The organism is Thiobacillus sp. SCUT-2, from assembly GCF_035621355.1.
Taxonomy (GTDB): Bacteria; Pseudomonadota; Gammaproteobacteria; order Burkholderiales; family Thiobacillaceae; genus Thiobacillus; species Thiobacillus sedimenti.
In genome coordinates, this window is sequence record NZ_CP141769.1 from 2407004 (window position 1) to 2429112 (window position 22109).

Sequence of the window (22109 nt, forward strand, 5' to 3'; positions counted from 1 at the left end):
CAGAAGCCCTACCCGCGAAAGCCCGAGATTATAGCCGAAGCTCTCGATCCGGGTAAAGTGGCGCGCGCATTTTTTGCATGAGAAACGCGTCGCTGGCCGGCCACTGGCGTCGGCCTCATGAACGCATCATCAGGTAGTACTGCACCTTCATCGTGAGTGCGGCGCCGGCGATGATCGAGGCCAGGACGATGAAGGACGACACGGCCAGCGTGGAGACGCCGGTGATGCCCTGCCCGATCGTGCATCCCATTCCCAGCACGCCGCCGAAGCCCATCAGGACGGCGCCGACGAGGTGGGTGACGAAGTCGCGGAACGAGGCGAACCACTCGATGCGGAAGCTGCGCGACAGCAGCGACCACAGCAGCGAGCCGGCGAGCACGCCGACCAGCGCCATGACGCCGAACGTGAGCAGGGTATGGTTGAACTTGCCCGCGGCGTAGCCCAGCGCCTGTCCCATCGGATTGATGAAGGTGAAGGACTGCGGCGAGAGCGGCGCGGCGTCGGCCGGACGCACGGCATCGGCGGGCGAATAGAAGTCCCAGTTCTGCACGTAGGCCTGCAGCGACATCATCTCGCCGTCGGCGTTGATCCGCACGTTGCTGGTCACGTACCACGCGGCGAGCACGGCCAGACCCACCACGAGGCCGCCGAGGATGTTGTCGAAGCTGCCGCGGAAGTCGGCCGACTTGAACACCCACACCAGCAGCAGGCCGCCGACCACGGCGCCCGACACGATGCGGCCGGTGGCGGCCTTGTCGCCGAACAGCAGCGAGCCGAGATCCTGGTGGGTGGCGAGCGAGAGCGCGGCCGGGCGGGTCCAGGGATAGAACAGGGTCGAATAAAGCGTCTTGTCGCTGCCCGGGAAGGGGTTGACCATGAAATAGGCGATCACGCCGATGATCACGAACACCATGATCGACTTCAGGTTGCCGCCGCCGATCCGGATCAGCGCCTTGTTGCCGCATCCCGAGGCGAGCGTCATGCCGATGCCGAACATCAGGCCGCCGAGCAGGCTCTCCAGCCACGGCAGCGAGGTCTGGCGGTAGGGCGGGAAGGTGTTGGTGACGTCCACCAGGCCGGCCGCCTCGAGACCCATCACGCCCAGCACGGCGACCGCGATCGCGAACCCCCAGGCGCGCAGGCGGCCGGTGTCGCCCATGTTGACCCAGTCGGAGACGGCCCCCATGGTGCAGAAGTTGGTCTTGTTGACGACCGCGCCCATGATCAGGGCGATGCCAAAGGTCGACCACAGGAAAAACGATTGCGCGCTCGCAAAATTCTCGTAGGTCAGGGTCATCGGTGTGTTCCTCCGTGGGTGTCGATCAAGGCCGCCCGGCCTCGAAGCCCGACAAGCAGCGGAATCTTAAAGGGTTTGCGCGCGCCTCAGGCTGGATAATAAATACCAGTCCGGCACGGTATGAGCCGACCGCCGCTCGAGCGGGAGGTACGCCGGGTGCAGGCGGCTCCGGCGACGCGTGTTCAACCCGCGTCAGCGTAGCGCGTGGGATCGGGCACGCCGGCCGCGCGAAACCCTTCGCGCCGCAGGCGGCAGGCATCGCAACGACCGCAGGCCCGCCCCTCGTCATCCGCCTGATAGCAACTCACGGTCTGCGCATAATCGACGCCGAGCGCGACGCCGCGGCGGATGATCTCGGCTTTCGAGAGCTGCTGCAGCGGCGCGTGGATGCGCAGCTTCGCGCCTTCGACGCCGGCCCGGGTTGCGAGGTTGGCCATGTGCTCGAACGCGGCGATGAACTCGGGGCGGCAGTCCGGATAGCCCGAATAATCGACGGCGTTGACGCCGATGAAGATGTCGCGCGCGTCGAGCACCTCGGCCCAGGCGAGCGCCAGCGCGAGCATCACGGTGTTGCGCGCGGGCACATAGGTGACGGGGATGCCGCTCGTCGGGCGCTCCGGAACGGCGATCGAGGCGTCGGTCAGCGCCGAGCCGCCGAAGTCGCCGAGCCCCAGCCGCACCACGCGGTGCTCGGCCGCGCCGAGCGCCCGTGCGACGCGGGCGGCGGCGTCAAGCTCGGCGGTATGGCGCTGGCCGTAGTCGAGGCTCAGCGCGTGGCAGGCATAACCCTGCCCGCGCGCGATCGCCAGAACCGTGGCGGAGTCGAGCCCGCCCGACAGGAGGACGACGGCACGCGCGCTCATCGTCCCTTCGCGTTGCCCCACAGGATCTTGTGCAGCTGCACCTGCATCCGCACCGGCAGGCGGTCGGCGAGGATCCACTCGGCGAGCTGCACCGGCGGCAGCTCGCCCTGCACCGGCGAGAATAGCACCGGACTGATGCGATCGAGATGCTGCGCACGCAGGACCTCGCGCGCCCATTCGTAGTCGGCGCGGTTGGCGAGCACGAACTTGATCTCGTCGTGCGGCGTGAGATGCGCGAGATTCTCCCAGCGGTTGCGCGCCGCCTCGCCCGACTCGGGCGGCTTGACGTCGACGATGCGCGACACGCGCGGGTCGACCTGGCTGACGTCGAGCGCGCCGCTGGTCTCGAGCGATACCGAATAGCCGGCATCGCACAGCGCGGCCAGGAGCGGCAGGCAGTTCTTCTGCGCGAGCGGCTCGCCGCCGGTGACGCACACGGTCGGCACGCCGTATTCGGCCACGCGTGCCAGCAACGCCGACAGGGTGACGGTCTCGCCGCCCTGGAAGCTGTAGGTCGTGTCGCACCAGCGGCAGCGGAGCGGGCAGCCGGCAAGGCGGACGAACACGGTCGGCAGGCCGGCGCGGCTGGTCTCGCCCTGGAGCGAGAGGAACACCTCGGTGAGCCGCAGCGTAGGCGCATTTGCGCCGACGTCACCGGGGCTTCCGCTCGCGGCCGCCTGCGGGCGGAGCATGGTCGACGACTCGGACACCGGCGTTACTTCAGTGCAGCGAGCCGGCGCGCGGCCAGCTTGGCCGCCTCGGTGCCGGGGTGCTTCGCCACCAGCTCCTTGAGCGTCTTGCGTGCAGCGTCCAGTTCGTTCAGCGCGATCTGGCTGCTGGCGATATTGAGTTTGGCGTCGGGCACCTTGGGACTGTCGGGGTAGGCCGCCACCAGCTTCTGCTGCTGGGCGAGCGAGGTCTTGTAGTCCTTCAGCGCGTAATAGCCGTAGCCGATCCAGTACTGCGCGTTGGCGGCCAACGTGCTGCCCGGATAGGCCTTGAGGAAATCCTGGAAGCCGGCAATCGCCGGCTGGTACTTGGCGTCGCGGAAGAGCGCGAGCGCCGCCTCGTAGCTGCGCGTCTCGGCCACCGGGTCGGCTTTGGGCTTCGCTGCCGCGGCGGGCGGCGATTCAGCCTGGGCGCCGGCGTCCGGCTGTGCGGCGTCGGCCGCCGGCTTGCCGGCCTTGGCGAGCTCGGTGAGACGCTGGTCGAGATCGGCGTAGAGGTCGTTCTGCCGCTTGCCCAGCGTGTCGAGCTGGTTCGCCTGCACTTCGAGCTGGCCGCGCAGGCGGGCCACTTCGGCCTTCAGCGCCTCCATCTCCTTCAGCAGGTCCAGCATCGGCTGGTTCTGCTGCATCGCCGCGTCCAGCTTGCCGAGGCGCACGTCGAGCGCGTCGACCCGCTGCTGCAGCGCCTGCTGGCGGCGGGTCAGTTCCTCGTCGTTGCCGAACAGCGCTGCCTGCGCCGGCTGGGCCAGCGCAAGCAGGGACGCCGCGAGCAGGCCGTACGGCCGGATCGATTTCATTTCTCGTCGCTGTAGACGATGTCGGTGCGGCGGTTCTCGGCGTAGGCGGCTTCGGTGTGGCCGTCATTGCGCGGCTTCTCCTCGCCGAAGCTGACCGCTTCCATCTGGCCATCGCTCACGCCCAGCACGGACATCGTCTTGCGCACCGCCTCGGCACGCTTCTGGCCCAGCGCGAGGTTGTATTCGCGGCTGCCGCGTTCGTCGGTGTTGCCCTGCAGGGTCACGTGCAGCTCGGGCTTCGACTTCAGGAAGCCGGCATGCGCCTCGAGCATCGGACGGTACTCGTTCTTCACCACGTAGCTGTCGAAGTCGAAATAGACGCTGCGCTTGGCCAGGGGGCTCGCCGGATCCTTGCGCGGATCGCTCATGGCGTTGCCGGCGACGCCGCCGGCGCCCACGCCCGTGGTCTCGGCGCCGGCCTGGCCGGTCGTCGCGGCCGCGCCGCCGCTATGGTCCTCGACGGTCGCCTTGGTGCCGCCGGTGGTGCCGCACGCGGACAGGGCCAGCGCGAGCAGCGCGGGCAACAGAATCTTGTTCATCGATTTCTCTCCTTGGTAGTGAATTAAACGAATAAAAACCAGGTTCAACGGGCGGGCAAGCCTGCCCGGTTTCTGCTGACAAATGCCTGTCACGGCCCCCACGCCGGCTCGCGCGCGTCGACACCGGATTCCGAAAGTCGCGCATGGGTCCTGCCATCGAGGCTCGCGGTGCCGAGGATACCGTGTCCGCCCTGCACCGTCGCATACAGCACGGCCTGGCCGTTGGGGGCGAAGCTCGGCGACTCGTCGCGGTCGGTGTCGGTCAGCACCCGCGTCTGCCCCGAGGCCAGTTCCTGCAGTACCACGTGGAAGCGTCCCTCGTCGCGCGCGATGTACGCAAGATAGCGCCCATCCCGGCTGAGCGCGGGGGACACATTGTAACTGCCGCCGAAGGTCACGCGCTTCGCCTCGCCGCCGTTTGCCGGCATGCGGTAGATCTGGGGGCTGCCGCCGCGGTCCGACGTGAAATAGAGGCTCTTGCCGTCGGGGGAGAAGACCGGCTCGGTATCGATGTCGCTGCTGCGCGTGAGGCGGGTCAGTCCGCCGCCGTCCGCGTTGATGAGATAGATCTGCGAGGCGCCGTCGCGGGTCAGCACCACGGCCAGCCGCTGGCCGTCCGGCGTCCAGGCCGGTGCCGAGTTGGAGCCCTTGAACGCGGCGAGCTTGCGACGCTGTCCGGTCTGCAGCGACTGCACGTAGACGACCGGCTTCCTGTCCTCGAACGACACGTAGGCGATGCGCGTGCCGTCGGGCGAGAATGCCGGCGAGATCACCGATTCGCGCGAGCGCATCACCGTGCGCGGATTCTGCCCGTCCGCGTCGGCCACCCGCAGCTCGTAGCGGCCGCCCTGCTTCTGCACGTAGGCGATGCGGGTGCTGAACGCGCCGGGAATGCCGGTCAGCTTCTGGTAGATCAGGTCGGCGATCTGGTGCGCCGTGGCACGCCACTGGCCCGGCGTGATGGTGTAGCTGTAGCCCTCGAGGCGGGTCTGCTTGAGCACGTCCATCAGGTAGAAGCGGACTTCGAGCCGCCCGCCCGGCAGCGCTGTGACCTGCCCCACCACCATGGCGTCGGCGCCCTTGCCGCGCCAGACGCCGTAGTCGATCTGCGGCGGCGCGACCGGCTGGGGCGCACCCGCGACGTCCACCAGCCTGAACTGGCCGGTGCGGTTGAGGTCGTCGCCGATGATCTCGGTCAACCCGGGCTGCGGCTGCCCGGCAGACGCCTGGAACGGCACCAGCGCGACGGCAATCCGGCTGGCCGCCCCGCCGATCACCTGGATTTCCATCGCCGCGCGCGCAGAAAACGGCGCGCTCAGGAGCGCAAGGCAGAGCAGGGGGAGCAGCAGGACGGCTCGCAGCATGGATGCAGGCACGGGCATGAATTCAAACGCTTTCTTGACGGGCGAGTCTAACATAGCGCGCCGCGGGGCCGGGATGCACGGCCCCCTCCTCCGGCTTCGCGCGGATCACTCTTTGGGGCGATGAACGAAGGAAAGTTCCGGAACGAACGCGGCGCGCGCATCGCGATCGCCCGGCAGCGGCAACGGCGACGACTTTTCGATCGCACGCACCACCGCGTCGTCGTAGGCCGGGTTGCCGCTGGACTGCGTCACCCGGACGCTCAGCACCTCGCCCGTCGGCAGCAGCTTCACGGCGCAGCGCACCTGCGGGTTGCCCTTGAGGTTGTCGGGCAGACGGGTATTGCCGCGGACCTTCGCGCTGATCAGGTCGCGATACTGGCCGATCACGCTGGCCGCCGCCGCCTGGCGCTGGCTGGCTGCCCGCGCTTCGGCGAGCCTGGCGAGGCGCGCGTCGTTGGCCGCCGTCTCCGCCGCGACCTGCTGCTTCATCTCCTCGACCTCCATCTGGCGCATCAGCGCGAGCCGCTTCTGTTCCGCCAGTTCCTTCTCGCGCGCCGCCTTGACGGCCTCGGCGCGCGCCTTGTCCTCGGCTTCGCGCTGGGCCTGCTGCTTCTTCAGGCGCTCCGCCTCGGCCTTCCTCTTTTCGAGCGCGATGTCGGGCGCCTTGGGCGGCGGCGGCTCCTTCTCGACCGGCCGCGGCGGCGGCGCGGCCTTTTCCACCGGCTTCGGCGCCGGGGCCGGCTTCTGCGGTGCGGGAGGCTTCACCGGCTGGGGGCGGGAGGCCGGCGCATCCGGCAGCGTGTTCCACAGGTCGACGCTGACCGCGGCGGGCTGCTCGGTCTGCCACGAAACGCCGAACACCAGCAGCAGGACGAACAACAGGTGCACGCCGAGCGCCAGCGCCGCGGCGAGCAGTCTGGGGGCGGGGCGGGCGCCGAGCGGTGCGTCGGCGGCGAAATTCATGGCGCCGGACGGGCGAGCAGGCCGATCCGGGTGATCTGCGCCTGCTGCAGCAGCGTCATCGTGTGCATCACTTCCTCGTAGCGGACGCTCTTGTCGGCGGCGATGACCACGGGCTGCTCGGGCGCGTCGCGGTGCAGCGCGGCGAATTCATCCGCCAGCTCGGATTTGTCCACCACGCGTTCGTCGCCGCCGGCGGCGCGATTGCGCAGCCGGTACTCGCCGGACGCCTTGATCACCACTTCGAGCGGCCGCTCGGGCGTCTGCGAGGTCTTGCCGACGCTCGGCAGGTCGACCTGCGCCGGGTTGATGAAGGGCGCGGTCACCATGAAGATCACCAGCAGCACCAGCATGACGTCGATCATCGGAACGACGTTGATCTGGGCCATCTGCTTGCGGGTCCGCGCCATCGGTCAATCCGCCTTGGCCGTCACCTGGCGCTGCAGGATGTTGGAGAACTCCTCCATGAAGCTTTCCATGCGGTTGGCGAGGCGGTCGATGTCGTGCGTGTAGCGGTTGTAGCCGACGACGGCGGGAATCGCCGCGAACAGGCCCATCGCGGTGGCAATCAGCGCCTCCGCGATGCCGGGCGCGACCTGCGCGAGCGTCGCCTGCGCCACGCTCGACAACCCCATGAAGGCGATCATGATGCCCCACACCGTGCCGAACAGGCCGACGTAGGGCGAGACCGAGCCGACCGTCGCCAGAAAGGCCAGATGCGACTCGAGGCCGTCGAGCTCGCGCTGGTAGCTCGCGCGCATCGCGCGGCGCGTACCGTCGATGATGGCGTTCAGCGACTGCCCCGCCTGCGGCCGCAGCTTCAGGAACTCGCGGAAGCCGGCCTCGAAGATGCGTTCGATCTCGCCCGCGCCTTCGCGCTGGCCGGCCACGCGCTGATAGATGGCGTTCATGTCGCCGCCGCCCCAGAATTCGCGCTCGAAGCTGTCGGTCACGCGGACCGCGCGCTTGATCGCGAACATCTTGATGAAGATGAACCACCACGACATCAGCGACGCGCCGAGCAGCAGCGCCATGACGATCTGGACCGGGAGCGAGGCGTTGAGGACGAGATGGAACAGCGAGAGGTCTTGACCGAGTTCGGGTTTCACGTTGCGGGGGCCAATGCTTGAAGAATGGGCTCGGGTATTTTAACGGGTTTGAAACGCGCCGCATCGACACAGGCGAGCGTCACCACGGCCTGTGCCAGACGGTCGGCGCCGCGCATAAGTTCCTGCTTCACGCTCAGGCTGGCGCGCCCCATTTCGTGCAGGCGGACCGACACGTCGAGCTGCTCGTTGAAGCGCGCCGGCGACAGGTAGTCGATCTCCACCCGCCGCACCACGAAGACGACGCCCGCGTCGTCGCGCAGCACGTCCTGCTCGAAGCCGTGAACGCGCAGCCATTCGCTGCGCGCGCGCTCCATGAACTTGAGGTAGTTGGCGTAGTAGACGACGCCGCCGGCGTCGGTGTCTTCCCAGTACACCCGCACCGGCCAGACGAAGGCCATCAGAACAGGTCCGCGTTGGGTTCGTTCGGAGCCGCGAGGCCGAGATGGCGATAGGCAAGCGGCGTGGCGATGCGGCCGCGCGGCGTGCGCTGCAGGTAGCCCTGCTGGATCAGGTAGGGCTCGAGCACGTCCTCGATGGTGTCGCGCTCCTCGCCGATCGCGGCGGCGAGGTTGTCGAGCCCGACCGGGCCGCCCATGAACTTCTCGACCACCGCCGACAGCAGCTTGCGGTCCATCACGTCGAGTCCGGCCCGGTCGACGTCGAGCATCACCAGGGCCGCATCCGCCACCGCACCGGTGGCCTGTCCTTCCGCCTTCACCTCGGCGTAATCGCGCACCCGCCGCAGCAGGCGGTTGGCGATGCGCGGCGTGCCGCGCGAGCGGCGCGCGATTTCGAGCGCGCCGGCCGCGTCGAGGTTCATCTGCAGCAGGCCGGCCGAGCGGTGCACGATGTAGCCGAGTTCCTCCGGCGAATAGAACTCCAGCCGCGCCACGATGCCGAAGCGGTCGCGCAGCGGATTGGTGAGCATGCCGGCGCGCGTCGTCGCGCCGACCAGCGTGAACGGCGGCAGGTCGAGCTTGACCGAGCGCGCCGCCGGCCCCTCGCCGATCATGATGTCGATCTGGAAGTCCTCGAGCGCCGGATACAGCACCTCCTCGACGACCGGCGACAGGCGGTGGATCTCGTCGATGAACAGCACGTCGTGCGGCTCGAGGTTGGTCAGGAGCGCGGCGAGGTCGCCCGCGCGCTCGAGCACCGGTCCCGACGTCTGCCTGAGGTTCACCCCCATCTCGCGCGCGATGATGTGCGCGAGCGTCGTCTTGCCGAGGCCCGGCGGGCCGAACAGGAGCACGTGGTCGAGCGCTTCGCTGCGTTTTCTCGCGGCGTGAATGAAGATTTCAAGCTGCTCGCGCGCCTTCTGCTGGCCGACGTATTCGGCCAGCGTGCGCGGGCGCAGCGCGCGCTCGATCTGTTCTTCCTGCGGGCTGGCCGCGGCCGGAGCGATGAGACGGTCGGTTTCGATCATGGGGGTGGTGCCGGAGGACTGTCCGGGCCATTCTAACCCGCGCCGTCGCTGCCGGGTTCGACGTACTGCACCATGCGGCCGCGCCCCCGCTCCTTGGCCTGGTACAGCGCGTGGTCGGCGCGCATCAGCGCGTCGTCGATCGAGTCGCGCGACGCGGGGCCGAGCCAGGTCTGCCCCGCGCTGAGGCCGGTCTGCAGATCGAGGCCGAAGGCGTTGAGTTCGCTGCGGAAGCGATCGCTCAGGCGCTGGTACCAGGCGTCCAGCCCGGCCGCGTCGAGATCGGTCAGCAGCACGACGAACTCGTCGCCGGCAAGGCGCGCCGCGAGATCCGCGCGCCGCGTCAGGTCCTTCAGTGCCTGCGCGAGCGCGAGCAGCACCTGGTCGCCGACCGCATGTCCGAAGCGATCGTTGACGCCCTTGAAGTGATCGATGTCGAGCATGACCAGCGCAACCCGATGCTGCCGCTCCGCCATCCCCTGCGCCTGCGGGAAGCGGGTCTCGAAGGCGCGCCGGTTGGGCAGCGCGGTGAGGGGATCGGTCAGGCTCAGCCGCTCCAGCCGCGCGCGCTGCTCCTGCAGATGCCGCGCGGTGAGGTTGATGTCCTCCGCCACCTGCTCGAATTCGACGTAGTGGGGCATGATCGTCGGCACGGGCTCGTTGCGCGCCAGTGCCTTCAGGGCATCGAGGGTCGACACGATGTCGCGCACCATCGTGCGGCGCAATTGCACGATCCCGATCACCAGCACCGCCAGCACCGCACCCAGCGTCAGCAGTCCGGCCACGACCTGGCGCCCGCCGCTGCGCGTGAGCCATTGCACGGGGCTCTGCACGACGAGCGTCCAGCCGGTGTCCGCCACCGGCAGGCGGACCTCGCGCATCGCGCCGCGCTGCAGCCCGTGGCCGACGATCGGCCTGCCCTCGGCATCGAGCAGGGCGATGGCGTGTTCCGGCAGGATCGAACCGTCGATCGCGCGCTGCAGCGGGTCGAGGCGCACGCTCAGGAAGATCCCGCCCAGGAGCATGCCCCGGACGTCATGGACGGCGGCCACGAAATCGACATGCTCCGCGCCGGCCTGCTGGCGATGCACCAGCAGCCTTCCGTCCGTCAGCGCGCCGGGCCGGCGCAGGTCGCGCTGGCAGGCCGGGCCGATCCGGAACGACGCGGCGTCGCCCACCACTTCGCCGTGCGCATCGACGAGCGCCAGGCCGAGTATCTCCGGCAGCAGGCGCTGGCGGGCACGCACCCACGCCTGCTGCGCCTCGGGCGTGCCGAAGGCCAGCACGTCGGCCAGTTCGCGATCGCGTGCCGCGTTGTCGAGCAGGGTACGGTAGTCACCCAGCCGGCGCACCAGATTGCCGCGCGCCTGCTCGGCTTCGTAGCCGATCAGGCGTTGCTGTTCTTCGCGCGTGGACTCGAGGCTGAACCACAGGCTCAGGCCGATCCCCGCGCCGAAGATGCCGACGACGCCCAGCAGCAACCCCATCAGGTGGCGCTGCAGGGAGGCCGATGGCCGGACGGTTTGCGCGGGAAGCGGCATGAAGCGGAATCAGGATTTCGACAAGAGCCGCAGCGCCTGCCGGATCGCCTCGCCGACCGGAAGATCGGCCGGCAGCTGGCGCAGCGCCTCGTTCGTCTCACGTTCGTTGTAGCCGAGCGCGAGCAGCGCCTGGCGGACGTCGTCGGACACGCCGGCCGGCCCCGCCGCAGCGATTGCGCCGGCGAACACCGGCTTGCCCTTCAGCTCCAGCAGCAGGCGCTCGGCGGTCTTCTTGCCGATGCCGGGCACCTTGACGAGGCGGCCGACTTCCTGCGCGGCGATCGCCGCCGACAGGTCGTTGACCGACAGCCCGGACAGCACCGACAACGCGGTCTTGGCGCCGATGCCCGAAACCTTCAGCAGTTCGCGGAACGCGGCACGCTCGGTCTCGCTGCCGAAGCCGTACAGCAGGTGCGCATCCTCGCGGACCGCGAGATGGGTAAGCAGGCAGACCTTCTCGCCCGTCGCCGGCAGGTTGTAGAAGGTGCTCATCGGCACGTCGATTTCGTAGCCGACGCCGTTCACGTCGACCAGCACCTGCGGCGGCTGTTTGGCGGCGAGGATGCCGCAGATTCTTCCGATCATCGGGCTTGGCCCATCTTCGAGTTCTCCGTGTACATCAGCATAGCCGCAAGCATCAGCGCCTGAACATGCGTCGCCGGAAGATCGCACACGACGGGACTGGCGAGCCGCGCGCGCGTCGGCTCGACCGGCCCCGCGGCGGCGCTCATACCAGCCGCCCGCCCTTGACGCGATAGCCCGCGGTCGACTGCGTGCCCAGGCGGCTGCCGTGTGCGTGGGCGATGGCGCACGCGAGCGCATCGGCCGCATCGGCCTTGGGGGCTGCCGGCAGCGCGAGCAGGCGCTTGACCATCTCCTGCACCTGCTCCTTGGCCGCCTTGCCGTGCCCGACGACGGCCTGCTTGATCTGCAAGGCGGTGTATTCGGCGACCATGAGTTCGTTCGTCACCGCGGCGCAGATCGCGGCGCCGCGCGCCTGCCCGAGCAGCAGCGTCGATTGCGGGTTGACGTTGACGAAGACGATCTCGACCGCGCAGGTGTCGGGGCGGTAGGTGGCGATCACCTCGTTGAGCCCGGCGAACAGGACGCCGAGCCGCGTTGGCAGCTCGCCCTCGCCGCTCTTGATGACGCCGCTCGCGACGTAGGCGAGCTTCTGCCCGGTCTGCTCGATGACCCCGAAGCCGGTGAGCCTCAAGCCGGGGTCGATGCCGAGAATGCGCAAGTTACTCCGGCAGCACGGCGTTGGTGTAGACCTCCTGCACGTCGTCGAGACTTTCGAGCGCGTCCAGGATCTTCTGCATCTTCACCGCGTCGTCGCCGGCGAGTTCGGTCTCGGCCTCGGGGCGCATGGTGATCTCGGCCACGGCCGGCTTGAAACCCGCCTTCTCGAGCGCCTCCTTCACCGCCTCGAAGGCCTTGGGGTCGGGTGAGGTCAGCACCTCGATCGAGCCGTCCTCGTTGGGGATGATGTCGTCGGCGCCGGCATCGAGCGCGACTTCCATCACCGCCTCTTCGCTCGCGCCCGGCTCCAGGATGATCTGGCCAACGTGCTTGAACTGGAACGCCACGCAGCCGTCGGTGCCCATGTTGCCGCCGTGCTTGACGAAGGCGTGGCGCACGTCGGCGACGGTCCGCACCTTGTTGTCGGTGAGGCAGTCGACCATCACCGCGACGCCGCCGATGCCGTAGCCCTCGTAGCGCGCTTCCTCGTAGTTCACCCCTTCGAGCTGGCCGGTGCCGCGCTTGATCGCGTTTTCAATGTTGTCCTTCGGCAACGAGTCGGCCTTGCCCTTCTCGATCGCCAGCCGCAGCCGCGGGTTCATCGCGGGGTCGCCGCCGCCCATCTTGGCGGCCACGGTGATTTCCTTGATAAGCTTGGTGAAGATCTTGCCGCGCTTGGCATCCTGGCGACCCTTGCGGTGCTGGATGTTGGCCCACTTCGAATGTCCTGCCATGTTGATTCCGACGCAAAAAAACGTAATGCGCGATTTTAGCACCGCAGCCCCCGCCCTCCGCCCCCCGACCGTTAGGCTTGGCGTCGATCTCGGCGGCACCAAGATCGAGCTCGTCGCGCTCGACGGCGGGGGCCGCGAAATCCTGCGCCGCCGCGTGCCGACGCCGCAGGGCGACTATCTCGCCACGGTGGCCGCGGTCGCCGCCCTGGTGCACGCGGCCGAAGTCGAACTCGGGCAGCCCGGCAGCGTCGGCATCGGCACCCCCGGCGCGATCTCGCCCGCCAGCGACCGGATGAAGAACTGCAACTCGACCTGCCTCAATGGCCAGCCGCTGCAGGAGGACCTCGAACGCGCGCTCAACCGTGAAGTGCGGCTCGCCAACGACGCCGACTGCTTCGCGCTGTCGGAGGCCGTCGACGGATCGGGTGCCGGCGCGGATACGGTATTCGGCGTCATCCTCGGCACCGGGGTCGGCGGCGGCGTGGTGGTGCGCGGGCAACTGCTCAAGGGCGCGAATGCGATCGCCGGTGAATGGGGCCATTCGCCGCTGCCCTACTTCCAGTTCGCCGCAGCGCCGTCCGATCGCGACGGCACCGGCCAGCATCCGGCGACCGGCGAGCCCATCCTGCATCCCTGGCCGAGCCCGCGCGAACTCGACGCCGCGCCGGCATGCTACTGCGGCAAGAAGGGCTGCATCGAGACCTGGCTGTCGGGGCCGGCGTTCGCCGCCGACCACGTGCGCTACGGCGGCGAGGACCTGCCGGCGCACGAGATCGCGCAGCTCGCGGCGGCCGGCTACGGCCCGTGCAGCGCGACGCTGGCGCGCTACGAGGAAAGGCTGGCGCGCGCGCTCGCCAGCGTGATCAACCTGATCGACCCGGATGTGATCGTACTGGGCGGCGGGCTTTCCAACATCGAGCGGCTGTACGACACCGTGCCGCGGCTGTGGCCACGCTACGTGTTTTCCGACCGCGTCGATACGAAGCTGGTGCCGCCGACGCATGGCGACTCCAGCGGCGGGCGGGGGGCGGCGTGGCTGTGGGAGGCGTAGCAACGCCCTAATGCAGGCTCAGTGCAGCTTGATCCGCGCCCGCGTCGGCGTGCTGATGAAGTGTGCGTAAGTGGTGAGCGAGGTCTTGAACCAGCCGTGCAGCGCGACTTCGTGCATCTTGTGCAGCGACCAGTACACCAGCCGCGCCATCACGCCCTCGATCATGATGCTGCCGCCGGTCAGCGTGCCCATCAGGTTACCGACGGTCGAGAAGCGTCCGAGCGCGACCAGCGAGCCGTAGTCGCGATAGCGGTATTCGGGCAGCGGCCTCCCGCGCAGCCGGCGGCAGATCGACTTCACCAGCATCGACGCCTGCTGGTGCGCCGCCTGGGCGCGCGGCGGCACGAAGCCGCCATTCGGCATGGGGCAGGCCGCGCAGTCGCCGAAGGCGAAGATGGCGTCGTCGCGCGTGGTCTGCAGGGTGGGCCGGACGACGAGCTGGTTGATGCGGTTGGTTTCGAGCCCGTCGATGTCCCTGAGGAAGTCGGGTGCCTTGATGCCAGCCGACCACACCATCATGCTGGCCGGGATGAACTTGCCGTCGGCGGTGAGCATGCCGTCGTGGCGCACCTCGACGATGCGCTCGCGCACGTGCATCTCGACGCCGAGCTCGGCGAGACGCTCGGCGGCCGCCACCGACAGGCGCGGCGGCAGCCCCGGCAGGATGCGGTCGGACGCTTCGACGATCAGGAGCTTCAGGCTCTTCTCCGGCTCGATGTTTTCCATGCCGTAGGACGACAGTTCGCGCGTCGTGTCGTGCAGTTCGGCCGCAAGCTCGACGCCGGTGGCACCTGCGCCGACGATGCCGACCGTGAGCTGGCCCGGTGCGACCGGCTCGGTCTGCGTGTTGGCGCGCAAACAGGCGTTGATGTGGCGGCGATGGAACTCGCGCGCCTGCTCGGGCGTGTCGAGCATGATGCAGTGCTCCTTCACGCCCGGCACGCCGAAGTCGTTGCCGACCGAGCCCACGGCGATGATCAGCGTGTCGTAGCGGAAGGTGCGGCGCGGAATGATCTCGCGGCCCTCCTCGTCGAAGGTCGGCGCGACGCTGACCTCCTGGCGCTGCCGGTCGAGACCCTCCATGCGGCCAAGGCGGAAGGTGAAGCCATGCCAGTGGCCCTGCGCGAGGTATTCGAGACGCTCGGCGTAGGAATCGAGGCTGCCGGCCGCGACTTCGTAGAGCAGCGGTTTCCAGATATGCGACGGCGAGGCGTCGATCAGCGTGATGTTGGCGCGCTTCTTCTTGCCCAGCTTGTCGCCCAGGCGGGTGGCGAGTTCCAGTCCCCCGGCGCCGCCCCCCACGATGACGATCTCATGCGGCTGCTGTTCAGGTCCCACAAACTTCTCCTTCTTATCGTTCGGGCGCAATGATACCCGGAATATTAGCGATCGCTTCTATACAAACCGCCGCTGCGCCGCCTGCAACTCGCTAAAATCGGGCGATCGACGAACCGGACACTGCCATGACCGCTCCCCTGCTGATCGCCAGGAACGCCACCGCCGACCTCTTCCTGCTCCCGCAGATGGCCAACCGCCACGGCCTCGTGACCGGCGCCACGGGCACCGGCAAGACCGTCACGCTGCAGACGCTGGCCGAGCATTTCTCCAGCATAGGCGTCCCCTGCTTCATGTCCGACGTGAAGGGCGACCTGTCGGGCGTGTCGCAGCCCGGCGGCGGCAATGCCAAGGTCGAGGAGCGCGTGGCCGCGCTCAAGCTCGAGGGCTTCCAGCACCAGGGCTACCCGGTCACCTTCTGGGACCCTTTCGGCGCAGCCGGGCATCCGGTGCGCGCCACCGTGTCCGACATGGGCCCCCTGCTGCTGGGCCGCATGCTCGACCTCAACGAGACCCAGGGCGGGGTGCTCAACCTGGTCTTCAAGGTGGCCGACGACAACGGCCTCCTGCTGCTGGATTTGAAGGACCTGCGCGCCATGCTCGCCTTCGTCGGCGAGCACGCGAAGGAATTCACCACCGAATACGGCAATGTGTCCTCGGCCTCGATCGGGGCGATCCAGCGCGGCCTGCTGGCGCTCGAATCGCAGGGCGGCGAGCAGATCTTCGGCGAGCCGATGCTCAACATCGACGACCTGATCCAGACCGATCGCGGACGCGGCGTCATCAACATCCTGGCCGCCGACCGCCTGATGCAGTCGCCCAAGATGTACGCCACGCTGCTGCTCTGGCTGCTGTCGGAACTGTTCGAGAAACTCCCCGAGGCGGGCGACCTCGACAAGCCCAAGCTGGTGTTCTTCTTCGACGAGGCGCACCTGCTCTTCACCGATGCCCCCGGCGCGCTGGTGGACAAGATCGAGCAGGTGGTGCGGCTGATCCGCTCCAAGGGCGTCGGCGTCTATTTCGTCACGCAGAATCCGGCCGACGTGCCGGACAAGGTGCTCTCGCAGCTGGGCAACCGCGTGCAGCACGCGCTGCGTGCCTTCTCCGCGCGCGACCAGAAGGCCGTGCGCGCCGCCGCCGAGACCATGCGCGACAACCCGGAGCTCGACGAAGCGACTGCCATCGCCGAACTGGGCGTCGGCGAGGCGCTGGTGTCCTTCCTCGATGCGAAGGGGCGACCCGGCGTGGTCGAGCGCGCCTTCATTCTGCCGCCAGAGGGGCAGATCGGGCCCATCACCGACGCGCAGCGCCGCCAGCTGATGCAGACCTCGCTCGTCGCCGGCGTCTACGACAAGGTCGTCGACCGCGAATCCGCCTACGAGACGCTGAAGGCGCGCGCCGAGCAGGCGGCCGCCCAGGCGCAGGCCGCGCAACCGGCTCAGGCCGAGGCCCAGCCGGGGGGCGGCGCGCTCGGCGGCGTGCTGGGAGACATCCTCGGCGGGCGCGGAGGCCGCCGCGAAAGCGCGGTCGAAGCGATGGCGAAGTCGGCCGCCCGCTCGATCGGCAGCCAGGTCGGTCGCGCAATCATCCGCGGCGTGCTGGGCAGCCTGTTCGGCGGCAAGCGCTGAGGCGCCGCGGCCCGCTTCGGCTCAGGCGAACAGCCGCGCGAGTTCGGCGCCCGGATCGGCGGCGCGCATGAAGGCCTCGCCAACCAGGAAGGCGTTGACGGCGTGGCGGCGCATGACGGCGACATCGCCCGGCGCGAGGATGCCGGATTCGGTGATGACGATGCGGTCGCTGCCGATTTTCGGCAGCAGCGACAGCGTGGTGTCGAGGCTCACCTCGAAGGTGCGCAGGTTGCGGTTGTTGATGCCCTGCAACGGCGTCTTCAGCGTGAGCGCCGCGTCGAGTTCCGCGGCATCGTGCGACTCCACCAGCACCGCCATGCCCAGGTCCAGGGCCAGCGCTTCCAGCGCCTGCATCGCCGGCAGTTCGAGCGCGGCGACGATCAGCAGGATGCAGTCGGCGCCCATGGCGCGCGCCTCGTAGACCTGGTAGGGGTCGACGATGAAATCCTTGCGCAGCACCGGAAGCCCGCATGCGGCGCGCGCGGCCTGCAGGTATTCCGGGCTGCCCTGGAAATAGTCGCGGTCGGTCAGCACCGACAGGCACGCGGCGCCGCCCGCTTCGTAGCTCGCGGCGATCTCGGCGGGGCGGAAATCCGGGCGGATCACGCCCTTGGACGGGCTCGCCTTCTTGATTTCGGCGATCACCGCGGCCTGTCCGGCAGCGAGCTTCGCGCGCAGGGCGCCGACGAAGTCGCGCGCCGGCGGAGCCGCCGCGGCGCGCGCCTTCATCTCCGCCAGCGGCACCGCCGCGAGGCCGGCGGCAATTTCATTGCGCTTGGCGGCGAGGATCTTATCGAGGATGTCGGCCATCGCGCTCAGGCCTCCTTGCCGCGGCGGGAAAACGCCACCAGCTGGTTGAGCTTCTCGCGTGCGGCGCCGCTGGCGATCGCGTCGCGCGCGCGCTCGATGCCTTCGCCCAGCGTGGCGGCACGGTCGGCCACGTAGATCGCGGCACCGGCGTTCAGCAGCACGATGTCGCGCGCCGGTCCCGGAAGGTTGTCGAGCACCGAGAGCAGCCTGTCCTTCGCCTGCGCGGCATCCCACACCTTGAGCGCCTCGCTGCCACAGGTCTCGAGGCCGAATTCGCGCGGATGGATCGTGTACTCGGTCACCTCGCCGTCCTTCAGTTCGCCGATCAGCGTCTCGCCCGCGAGCGTGATCTCGTCCATGCCGTCGGAGCCGTGCACGACCATCACGTGGCGGCTGCCGAGGCGTTGCAGGACGCGCACCAGGATGCCGACGAGGTCGGGGTGGAACACGCCCAGCAACTGGTGTGGCGCGCCCGCCGGGTTGGTCAGCGGCCCGAGGATGTTGAAGATCGTGCGCACCCCCAGCTCGCGGCGCACCGGCGCGGCGTGCTTCATCGCGCCGTGGAATTTCGGCGCGAACATGAAGCCGATGCCGATCGCGTCGATGCTTGCCGCCACATCCTCGGGGGTGAGCTCGAGGTTGACGCCCAGCGCCTCGAGCACGTCGGCGCTGCCGCTGGTGGAGGACACCGAACGCCCGCCATGCTTGGCGACGCGCGCGCCGGCCGCCGCCGCGACGAAGGCGGCGGTGGTGGAGATGTTGAAGGTGTGCGCGGCGTCGCCGCCGGTGCCGCAGGTGTCGACCAGATGGGCGCTGTTCTGCGCCGGCACCGTGGCGGCGAATTCGCGCATCACCTGCGCCGCCGCCGCGATCTCGCCGACGGTCTCCTTCTTGACCCGGAGGCCCATGATGATGCCGGCGATCTGCACCGGGGTGAGCTCGCCGCGCATGATCTGGCGCATCAGCGAGAGCATCTCGTCGTGGAAGATTTCGCGCTGTTCGACCAGCCGCGCGAGCGCCTGCTGCGGCGTGATCATCGCGTGCCCTTCAGGAAGTTCGCCAGCATCGCGTGGCCATGCTCGGTGAGGATGGACTCGGGATGAAACTGCACGCCTTCGACCGCCAGCGTCTTGTGGCGCACCCCCATGATCTCGCCGTCGTCGGTCCAAGCGGTGATCTCGAGGCAGTCGGGCAGCGACTCGCGCTCGATCACCAGCGAATGGTAGCGGGTCGCGCGGAAGGGATTGGGCAAGCCCTTGAACACGCCGACGTCGAGGTGATGGATCATCGAGGTCTTGCCGTGCATCAGCTCCTTGGCGCGCACGATTTTGCCGCCGAAGGCCTGGCCGATGCTCTGGTGGCCGAGGCAGACGCCGAGGATGGGAATCCTGCCGGCGAACTCCTTGATCAGCGGCACCGACACCCCGGCTTCGTTCGGCGTGCAGGGGCCGGGCGAGACCACGATGTGGTCCGGCTTCAACGCGGCGATGCCGGCGAGGTCGATCTCGTCGTTGCGGATCACCTTGACGTCCTCGCCCAGCTCGCCGAAATACTGCACGAGGTTGTAGGTGAAGCTGTCGTAGTTGTCGATCATCAGCAGCATGGTGCGGCTATCCTCGGGTTCGGTCGGGCACCCGCATCGGCTGGCGGCGGAGCGCGTCCGGATGCGGGTTTGCATGCGCGAAAAACCGTCATTGTCGCCCAGATTGGACACGCCACAAACCCTTGTCCGCCATGCCCCGCACCGTGCCCGCCCCCCATCGAACCGGACCGCCATTAAAGCAGTATTTTTTATATTGCTTTAATGGCGGTCCGGTGCTAGATTGAACAGGCATTCAACGCAAAGCTTGATGGAGGACCCGATGCCCACGCAGCCTGGAACGCTCACCCCGGACGACGTTCGCGCCGCGCTGCGCGGCGTCGACGACCCGGAAGTCGGGATGAACATCGTCGACCTCGGGCTGGTATACGGCGTCGACGTCACGCCGGGACAGCTGCACGTCGACCTCACCATGACCTCCCCCGCCTGCCCGATGGGGGAAATGATCCTCGAGGACGCCCAGCGCGCACTGGAGGCCCTGGCGCCGGCCGGCGTCGAAATCGACCTCACCCTGGTGTGGGACCCGCCCTGGAGCCCCGACCGGATGAGCGAGGACGCACGCGCCCATTTCGGCTGGACATGACTTTTGCAACCACAGGAGACCGAGCATGACGACCCCCCCGCAAACCACCGTCGACGTCCGCACCATCGCGCCGCGCGACCGCCACCCCCTGATCTTCGGCACCTTCTCCAAGCTGGCGCCCGGAGAGGCCCTGCTGCTGGTCAACGACCACGACCCCAAGCCGCTCTACTACCAGTTCCAGGCCGAGCACGGGGGGGAATTCCAGTGGGAATACGTCGAGAGCGGCCCGGACGTGTGGCGGGTGCGCATCGATCGCGTCGCGCCCTGCTGCACCTGACGCCCGAAAGCCATGCGCACCGGCGACCTCGGCGTCCCGTTCCGCCTGCCGCTCCTGATGCTGGGCGTCGCCGCCCTGGCGTCGGGGGTGCTGGCCGGCCTCGCCCGCCTCGGCTGGAACGTGCCGCGCCCCATGGCCGAACTGGCGCTGCTGCACGGCCCGCTGATGGTGTCCGGCTTCCTCGGCACCGTGATCGGGCTCGAGCGCGCCGTCGCCATCGGGCGCCGCTGGGCCTATGGCGGGCCGCTGCTGACCGGCCTCGGCGCCGCGGTCCTGCTGGCCGGTCTGCCTGTGGCCCTCGGTGCGGCGGCGATCGCGCTCGGCAGCGCCGTCCTCTTCGCCGGCACCACACGCCTCGCGCTGCGCCAGCGCGAGCTCTTCATGGCGACCATGGCACTCGGCGCGCTCAGCTGGCTGGCCGGCAACCTGCTGTGGCTGGCCGGAACCCCCTTGCCCGGCGTGGTGGCGCTGTGGATCAATTTCCTCGTCCTGACGATCGCCGGGGAACGCCTCGAACTGTCGCGCTTCCTGCCGCCCACGCCCGGGGCCAAGCGGGTTTTCGCGGCGATCCTGGCGGCACTCGTGGCCGGCAGTGTCCTCACCTGGCACGCGGCGGGCCTCGCGCTCTACGCCGCCGGCCTGCTCGCCCTGGCCGCGTGGCTCTTGCGCCAGGACATCGCGCGGCGCACGGTCAAGGCGCACGGGCTGACCCGCTTCATCGCCGTCTGCCTGCTCTCCGGCTACGCCTGGCTCGCCATCGGCGCGGTGACCCTGCTCGCGGCCGGACGCCTCGCCGGCCTGGCGTATGACGCCGTACTGCACGCCATCCTCGTGGGCTTCGTGTTCTCCATGGTGTTCGGCCATGCGCCGGTGATCTTCCCCGCGGTCGCGCGGGTGAAGATGCCGTACCACTGGTCCTTCTACGTGCCCCTCGTGGCGCTGCAGGCCTCGCTGCTGGCGCGCCTCGCCGGCGACGCCCTCGCCGACCCCGGGCTGCGCAGCGTCGGCGGTCTCCTCAATGCCGCCGCGCTGGTGCTGTTCATCCTCGGCACGCTCGCCAGCGTCGTGCGGGGTGCGCGCGCGGACCGTGCCGGCAAGACACCGCGGCACGCCGGCGCGCCGCCGTCGCTGTCCCCCGGACCCTGACGACGCGCGGCATGAAGCGCAGCGCGTTCCTGCAGCCCCTCTCGCGCGAGCACCACGGCGCCCTTTCCCTGGCCAGCGCCTGCGCGCGCGCGGCGCAGTCGGGCGACGCGGCGAAGATTGCCGAGACCTGCGAACGCGCCGTCCGGGCGTTCGCGGTCGAGCTCGAGCCGCACTTCCGCATCGAGGAACGTTCGTTGTTGCCGCGGCTCCTGGACGCCGAAGCGCAGCCCCTCGTGCAACGCACGCTCGACGAGCATCGCTTGCTGCGCGCGCTGCTCGACGGGCTCGGGCGCAACGACGCCGAAGCGCTGGCAGAGTTCGGCGCGCAGCTCGCGGCCCACGTGCGGTTCGAGGAGCGCACGCTGTTTCCGGCGATCGAGCGCGCGCTCGAGGTTTGAGATGGGCGCCGCCGCAGGCCGCCCTGCCGGCCCTTATTGCGGCGCGCTGCCCTGCAGGTAGGTCGTGACGGCCACCATGTCCTTCGGCGTCAGGCCGTGGACCAGCGGCTTCATCACCGCGCCGGCAGGGCGCTGGTCGGTCTGCGAAAGGATGTGGAGCTGCTTGATCATGTAGTCGGCATGCTGGCCCGCGAGGCGGGGAAAGGTGCCCTTGCCCATGCCTGCCTGGCCATGACATCCCGCGCAGGCGGCGACCTGTTCCTTGGGAATGCCGTTTTCGAAGATGGACCGGCCTTCGGCGACGAGGGCCGCATTGCCGACGACGTTGGGCGCATCCTTCTGCTGGGAGAAGTATGTCGCCAGCCCCTTGATCTGCTCGTCCGTCAGCTTGCGGGCGATCCCCCACATGTATTCGGAGCCTTCCGGATCGGAGCGGTCGTGGCCACGGAAGTACTTCAATTGCGCGACCAGGTAATCCTCCTGCTGGCCCGCGAGCTTGGGGAAATTGGGGTTGATCGAATTGCCGTCGATGCCGTGGCAGTTCGAGCAGACCTGCATGGCAAGCGTCCTGCCCGACACCCGCGAGTCGCCGGTGTCACGCGAGCGTTCCAGGCTCGAACAGCCCACAGCGAGGGTCGCGACGACCAGGGCGAGGGTCGTATGCAAAGCTGTCTTCATGTTGGA

The 22109-nt window shown here is 68.9% G+C and carries 27 protein-coding genes; 6 read left to right on the plus strand and 21 right to left on the minus strand.

Going from position 1 to position 22109, the window contains the following annotated elements; translation table 11 throughout:
• Positions 1 to 115: 115 nt before the first annotated feature.
• The 16 genes from VA613_RS12025 to VA613_RS12100 form a co-directional block, all read right to left on the minus strand.
• Positions 116 to 1297: a YeeE/YedE family protein gene (locus VA613_RS12025; RefSeq protein WP_324779255.1), complete on the minus strand. Its 1182-nt coding sequence runs from the start codon at positions 1295 to 1297 to the stop codon at positions 116 to 118.
• A 182-nt stretch (positions 1298 to 1479) separates the two neighbouring features.
• Positions 1480 to 2160 (minus strand): 7-cyano-7-deazaguanine synthase QueC, encoded by a 681-nt coding sequence (gene queC, locus VA613_RS12030; RefSeq protein WP_324779256.1) that lies wholly within the window; start codon positions 2158 to 2160, stop codon positions 1480 to 1482.
• On the minus strand, positions 2157 to 2852 hold the full coding sequence (gene queE / locus VA613_RS12035) for a 7-carboxy-7-deazaguanine synthase QueE (protein ID WP_324781247.1): 696 nt from the start codon (positions 2850 to 2852) through the stop codon (positions 2157 to 2159). Before queE ends, queC begins: the two co-directional genes overlap by 4 nt.
• A 23-nt stretch (positions 2853 to 2875) precedes the next feature.
• Positions 2876 to 3685: a tol-pal system protein YbgF gene (gene ybgF / locus VA613_RS12040; RefSeq protein WP_324779257.1), complete on the minus strand. Its 810-nt coding sequence runs from the start codon at positions 3683 to 3685 to the stop codon at positions 2876 to 2878.
• Positions 3682 to 4224 (minus strand): peptidoglycan-associated lipoprotein Pal, encoded by a 543-nt coding sequence (gene pal, locus VA613_RS12045; RefSeq protein WP_324779258.1) that lies wholly within the window; start codon positions 4222 to 4224, stop codon positions 3682 to 3684. Before pal ends, ybgF begins: the two co-directional genes overlap by 4 nt.
• Positions 4225 to 4313: 89 nt before the next feature.
• Complete coding sequence (tolB, locus tag VA613_RS12050) at positions 4314 to 5588, minus strand: Tol-Pal system beta propeller repeat protein TolB (RefSeq protein ID WP_324779259.1); 1275 nt, start codon at positions 5586 to 5588, stop codon at positions 4314 to 4316.
• A gap of 105 nt (positions 5589 to 5693) precedes the next feature.
• On the minus strand, positions 5694 to 6551 hold the full coding sequence (gene tolA / locus VA613_RS12055) for a cell envelope integrity protein TolA (protein ID WP_324779260.1): 858 nt from the start codon (positions 6549 to 6551) through the stop codon (positions 5694 to 5696).
• The gene (tolR, locus tag VA613_RS12060) at positions 6548 to 6958 is read right to left on the minus strand and encodes a protein TolR (RefSeq protein WP_324779261.1); all 411 of its coding nucleotides are present in this window, start codon (positions 6956 to 6958) and stop codon (positions 6548 to 6550) included. The genes tolA and tolR overlap by 4 nt, the downstream gene beginning before the upstream one ends.
• Positions 6959 to 6961: 3 nt before the next feature.
• A complete protein-coding gene (gene tolQ, locus VA613_RS12065; RefSeq protein WP_324779262.1) occupies positions 6962 to 7657 on the minus strand; it encodes a protein TolQ in 696 nt (231 codons plus the stop codon).
• Positions 7654 to 8055, minus strand: a complete 402-nt coding sequence (gene ybgC, locus VA613_RS12070) for a tol-pal system-associated acyl-CoA thioesterase (protein ID WP_324779263.1) — start codon at positions 8053 to 8055, stop codon at positions 7654 to 7656. Before ybgC ends, tolQ begins: the two co-directional genes overlap by 4 nt.
• Positions 8055 to 9083: a Holliday junction branch migration DNA helicase RuvB gene (ruvB, locus tag VA613_RS12075; RefSeq protein ID WP_324779264.1), complete on the minus strand. Its 1029-nt coding sequence runs from the start codon at positions 9081 to 9083 to the stop codon at positions 8055 to 8057. Before ruvB ends, ybgC begins: the two co-directional genes overlap by 1 nt.
• Positions 9084 to 9115: 32 nt before the next feature.
• Complete coding sequence (locus VA613_RS12080; RefSeq protein WP_324779265.1) at positions 9116 to 10621, minus strand: GGDEF domain-containing protein; 1506 nt, start codon at positions 10619 to 10621, stop codon at positions 9116 to 9118.
• Between the two features lie 9 nt (positions 10622 to 10630).
• Positions 10631 to 11206, minus strand: a complete 576-nt coding sequence (gene ruvA, locus VA613_RS12085; protein ID WP_324779266.1) for a Holliday junction branch migration protein RuvA — start codon at positions 11204 to 11206, stop codon at positions 10631 to 10633.
• Positions 11203 to 11352: a hypothetical protein gene (locus tag VA613_RS12090; protein ID WP_324779267.1), complete on the minus strand. Its 150-nt coding sequence runs from the start codon at positions 11350 to 11352 to the stop codon at positions 11203 to 11205. The genes ruvA and VA613_RS12090 overlap by 4 nt, the downstream gene beginning before the upstream one ends.
• Positions 11349 to 11864, minus strand: a complete 516-nt coding sequence (gene ruvC / locus VA613_RS12095; protein WP_324779268.1) for a crossover junction endodeoxyribonuclease RuvC — start codon at positions 11862 to 11864, stop codon at positions 11349 to 11351. The genes VA613_RS12090 and ruvC overlap by 4 nt, the downstream gene beginning before the upstream one ends.
• 1 nt (position 11865) lies before the next feature.
• Positions 11866 to 12597: a YebC/PmpR family DNA-binding transcriptional regulator gene (locus VA613_RS12100; RefSeq protein WP_324779269.1), complete on the minus strand. Its 732-nt coding sequence runs from the start codon at positions 12595 to 12597 to the stop codon at positions 11866 to 11868.
• Positions 12598 to 12622: 25 nt separating this feature from the next.
• Here VA613_RS12100 and VA613_RS12105 point away from each other — a divergent pair, with 25 nt between their 5' ends.
• The gene (locus VA613_RS12105) at positions 12623 to 13648 is read left to right on the plus strand and encodes an ROK family protein (RefSeq protein WP_324779270.1); all 1026 of its coding nucleotides are present in this window, start codon (positions 12623 to 12625) and stop codon (positions 13646 to 13648) included.
• 18 nt (positions 13649 to 13666) lie between these two features.
• Here VA613_RS12105 and VA613_RS12110 read toward each other — a convergent pair whose 3' ends face one another.
• Positions 13667 to 14986, minus strand: a complete 1320-nt coding sequence (locus tag VA613_RS12110; RefSeq protein ID WP_324779271.1) for an NAD(P)/FAD-dependent oxidoreductase — start codon at positions 14984 to 14986, stop codon at positions 13667 to 13669.
• Positions 14987 to 15111: 125 nt separating this feature from the next.
• On the opposite strand from VA613_RS12110, the gene VA613_RS12115 reads away from it, so the two are divergent.
• Entirely contained in the window at positions 15112 to 16611 is a 1500-nt protein-coding gene (locus tag VA613_RS12115; protein ID WP_324779272.1) for a helicase HerA-like domain-containing protein, read from the plus strand.
• Between the two features lie 21 nt (positions 16612 to 16632).
• Here the strand turns inward: VA613_RS12115 and trpC are convergent, their stop codons facing one another.
• From trpC to VA613_RS12130, 3 genes are read right to left on the minus strand one after another with little or no spacing between them, the layout of a single operon-like run.
• On the minus strand, positions 16633 to 17421 hold the full coding sequence (gene trpC, locus VA613_RS12120; protein WP_324779273.1) for an indole-3-glycerol phosphate synthase TrpC: 789 nt from the start codon (positions 17419 to 17421) through the stop codon (positions 16633 to 16635).
• 5 nt (positions 17422 to 17426) lie between these two features.
• Positions 17427 to 18458, minus strand: coding sequence for an anthranilate phosphoribosyltransferase (gene trpD / locus VA613_RS12125; RefSeq protein WP_324779274.1), 1032 nt, complete (start codon positions 18456 to 18458; stop codon positions 17427 to 17429).
• On the minus strand, positions 18455 to 19024 hold the full coding sequence (locus VA613_RS12130; protein ID WP_324781248.1) for an anthranilate synthase component II: 570 nt from the start codon (positions 19022 to 19024) through the stop codon (positions 18455 to 18457). Before VA613_RS12130 ends, trpD begins: the two co-directional genes overlap by 4 nt.
• Positions 19025 to 19283: 259 nt before the next feature.
• Between VA613_RS12130 and VA613_RS12135 the strand changes: the two genes are divergently transcribed.
• Genes VA613_RS12135 through VA613_RS12150 form a run of 4 tightly spaced genes read left to right on the plus strand, consistent with a single transcriptional unit; the run spans position 19284 to position 21425 of the window.
• Positions 19284 to 19604, plus strand: coding sequence for a metal-sulfur cluster assembly factor (locus VA613_RS12135; protein ID WP_324779275.1), 321 nt, complete (start codon positions 19284 to 19286; stop codon positions 19602 to 19604).
• A 25-nt stretch (positions 19605 to 19629) separates the two neighbouring features.
• The gene (locus VA613_RS12140) at positions 19630 to 19881 is read left to right on the plus strand and encodes a DUF2249 domain-containing protein (RefSeq protein ID WP_324779276.1); all 252 of its coding nucleotides are present in this window, start codon (positions 19630 to 19632) and stop codon (positions 19879 to 19881) included.
• A gap of 12 nt (positions 19882 to 19893) precedes the next feature.
• Positions 19894 to 21027 (plus strand): hypothetical protein, encoded by a 1134-nt coding sequence (locus VA613_RS12145; protein ID WP_324779277.1) that lies wholly within the window; start codon positions 19894 to 19896, stop codon positions 21025 to 21027.
• Between the two features lie 11 nt (positions 21028 to 21038).
• Positions 21039 to 21425: a hemerythrin domain-containing protein gene (locus VA613_RS12150; protein WP_324779278.1), complete on the plus strand. Its 387-nt coding sequence runs from the start codon at positions 21039 to 21041 to the stop codon at positions 21423 to 21425.
• Positions 21426 to 21458: 33 nt separating this feature from the next.
• Here VA613_RS12150 and VA613_RS12155 read toward each other — a convergent pair whose 3' ends face one another.
• Positions 21459 to 22103, minus strand: coding sequence for a c-type cytochrome (locus VA613_RS12155; protein WP_324779279.1), 645 nt, complete (start codon positions 22101 to 22103; stop codon positions 21459 to 21461).
• Between the last annotated feature and the right edge of the window lie 6 nt (positions 22104 to 22109).

Bases quoted from the DNA above. Each gene is read 5' to 3' on its own strand.
- pal (WP_324779258.1), bottom strand. From the start codon at position 4,224: ATGAACAAGATTCTGTTGCCCGCGCTGCTCGCGCTGGCCCTGTCCGCG.
- VA613_RS12135 (WP_324779275.1), top strand. From the start codon at position 19,284: ATGCCCACGCAGCCTGGAACGCTCACCCCGGACGACGTTCGCGCCGCG.
- VA613_RS12145 (WP_324779277.1), top strand. From the start codon at position 19,894: ATGCGCACCGGCGACCTCGGCGTCCCGTTCCGCCTGCCGCTCCTGATG.
- VA613_RS12090 (WP_324779267.1), bottom strand. From the start codon at position 11,352: ATGAGCGCCGCCGCGGGGCCGGTCGAGCCGACGCGCGCGCGGCTCGCC.
- tolA (WP_324779260.1), bottom strand. From the start codon at position 6,551: ATGAATTTCGCCGCCGACGCACCGCTCGGCGCCCGCCCCGCCCCCAGA.
- VA613_RS12150 (WP_324779278.1), top strand. From the start codon at position 21,039: ATGAAGCGCAGCGCGTTCCTGCAGCCCCTCTCGCGCGAGCACCACGGC.
- tolR (WP_324779261.1), bottom strand. From the start codon at position 6,958: ATGGCGCGGACCCGCAAGCAGATGGCCCAGATCAACGTCGTTCCGATG.
- tolB (WP_324779259.1), bottom strand. From the start codon at position 5,588: ATGCTGCGAGCCGTCCTGCTGCTCCCCCTGCTCTGCCTTGCGCTCCTG.
- queC (WP_324779256.1), bottom strand. From the start codon at position 2,160: ATGAGCGCGCGTGCCGTCGTCCTCCTGTCGGGCGGGCTCGACTCCGCC.
- VA613_RS12080 (WP_324779265.1), bottom strand. From the start codon at position 10,621: ATGCCGCTTCCCGCGCAAACCGTCCGGCCATCGGCCTCCCTGCAGCGC.
- VA613_RS12130 (WP_324781248.1), bottom strand. From the start codon at position 19,024: ATGCTGCTGATGATCGACAACTACGACAGCTTCACCTACAACCTCGTG.
- ruvB (WP_324779264.1), bottom strand. From the start codon at position 9,083: ATGATCGAAACCGACCGTCTCATCGCTCCGGCCGCGGCCAGCCCGCAG.
- trpD (WP_324779274.1), bottom strand. From the start codon at position 18,458: ATGATCACGCCGCAGCAGGCGCTCGCGCGGCTGGTCGAACAGCGCGAA.
- ybgF (WP_324779257.1), bottom strand. From the start codon at position 3,685: ATGAAATCGATCCGGCCGTACGGCCTGCTCGCGGCGTCCCTGCTTGCG.
- queE (WP_324781247.1), bottom strand. From the start codon at position 2,852: ATGCTCCGCCCGCAGGCGGCCGCGAGCGGAAGCCCCGGTGACGTCGGC.
- VA613_RS12115 (WP_324779272.1), top strand. From the start codon at position 15,112: ATGACCGCTCCCCTGCTGATCGCCAGGAACGCCACCGCCGACCTCTTC.
- trpC (WP_324779273.1), bottom strand. From the start codon at position 17,421: ATGGCCGACATCCTCGATAAGATCCTCGCCGCCAAGCGCAATGAAATT.
- VA613_RS12100 (WP_324779269.1), bottom strand. From the start codon at position 12,597: ATGGCAGGACATTCGAAGTGGGCCAACATCCAGCACCGCAAGGGTCGC.
- VA613_RS12025 (WP_324779255.1), bottom strand. From the start codon at position 1,297: ATGACCCTGACCTACGAGAATTTTGCGAGCGCGCAATCGTTTTTCCTG.
- VA613_RS12140 (WP_324779276.1), top strand. From the start codon at position 19,630: ATGACGACCCCCCCGCAAACCACCGTCGACGTCCGCACCATCGCGCCG.
- VA613_RS12155 (WP_324779279.1), bottom strand. From the start codon at position 22,103: ATGAAGACAGCTTTGCATACGACCCTCGCCCTGGTCGTCGCGACCCTC.
- ybgC (WP_324779263.1), bottom strand. From the start codon at position 8,055: ATGGCCTTCGTCTGGCCGGTGCGGGTGTACTGGGAAGACACCGACGCC.
- ruvA (WP_324779266.1), bottom strand. From the start codon at position 11,206: ATGATCGGAAGAATCTGCGGCATCCTCGCCGCCAAACAGCCGCCGCAG.
- VA613_RS12105 (WP_324779270.1), top strand. From the start codon at position 12,623: ATGCGCGATTTTAGCACCGCAGCCCCCGCCCTCCGCCCCCCGACCGTT.